The 1,203-nt window shown below is 66.3% G+C and carries 1 protein-coding gene; it reads left to right on the top strand.

Going from position 1 to position 1,203, the window contains the following annotated elements:
* Positions 1-66: 66 nt before the first annotated feature.
* Positions 67-1,203, top strand: a 1,137-nt coding sequence (locus tag GSE44_RS25045) for an IS701 family transposase (RefSeq protein WP_408015163.1), incomplete at its 3' end; no start/stop codon positions are given.

Raw genomic sequence — 1,203 nt, 5'->3', positions numbered from 1 at the left:
TAGCATTACAGTTGCGTCTTTCCTCGATCTCTGAATCCATGGGTGATCATGGTTCAGGGGACGTGGATGAGGGGCGCTTCGATTGAGACGGTGCTGGAGCTCTGGGCATCGTCATTGCGCGAGACCAAGGCGCGCATCCGCCCCCTGTTCACCCAGGCGCGTGTCGCGGCATCGGCCGGTCTGTTCCTGGACGGGCTGCTGGGGGCTGAGCGGCGCAAGACGGGATGGATGCGGGCCGAGGCGGCGGGGGATCCTGGTCCTTGGCGGCAGCAGGCCATTCTTGGCCGTGGGCGCTGGGATGCTGATGCGCTGCGCGACATCGTGCGCGAGTACGTCGTCGAGCATTTTGCGGCCGAGGACGCGGTGCTGGTGATCGACGAGACCGGCTTCCTCAAGCAGGGCAAGTCGTCCTGCGGTGTCGGGCGGCAGTACACGGGCTCGGCGGGCAAGATCACCAACTGCCAGATCGGCGTGTTCGCGGCCCTCGTTTCCCAGCACGGGCATGCCTTCATCGATCGCGCGCTCTACCTGCCCAAGCACTGGACGGACGACCCGGCTCGCATGGCGGCGGCCCATGTTCCGCCCGGCACCGCCTTTGCGACCAAGCCTGCCATGGCGCTCGGCATGATCGAGCGCGCCATCACCGCGGGGGTCGCCTTTGGCTGGGTTGCGGCCGACAGCGTCTACGGCGTGGGCAGTATCGAGATGGCGCTCCGCCGCGCGGCCAAGGGCTATGTGCTCGGCGTCAATGCCACCCACCATTTCGGATCCTGGATAGGCAAGCCCGCGGTTGCCGGAACGGCCGAGGACATCGCCAAGGATCTCGATCCCGCCGCCTGGCAGCGCCTGTCCGCGGGCCTGGGAACCAAAGGCGAGCGGCTGCATGACTGGGCTTATCTGGAACTGGCCGACCTGGAGGCGGATGAATTCAGCCCGCAGGCATTGGGCCTGTGGACGCGGGGCCTGCTGATCCGCCGCCACATCGCCGATGGCGAGTTGGCCTATTTCACGACCTGGTGCCCAGCTGGAACGCCGATCGAGACGCTCGTCACTGTCGAGGGGCACCGCTGGGCCATCGAGGACAGCTTCGAGACCGCCAAGAACGAACTCGGCCTGACCCACAACGAAACACGCTCCTGGCACGGCTGGCATCGACACGTGTCGCTGGTCATGCTGGCTTTCGCCATGATGGCGGTGATCCGA

The sequence above is a fragment of the Muricoccus harenae genome (assembly GCF_009848505.1).
Taxonomy (GTDB): Bacteria; Pseudomonadota; Alphaproteobacteria; order Acetobacterales; family Acetobacteraceae; genus Roseomonas; species Roseomonas harenae.
The sequence above is the reverse complement of the archived record's forward strand: the minus strand, read 5'-3'. Positions and strand labels throughout refer to the sequence as shown.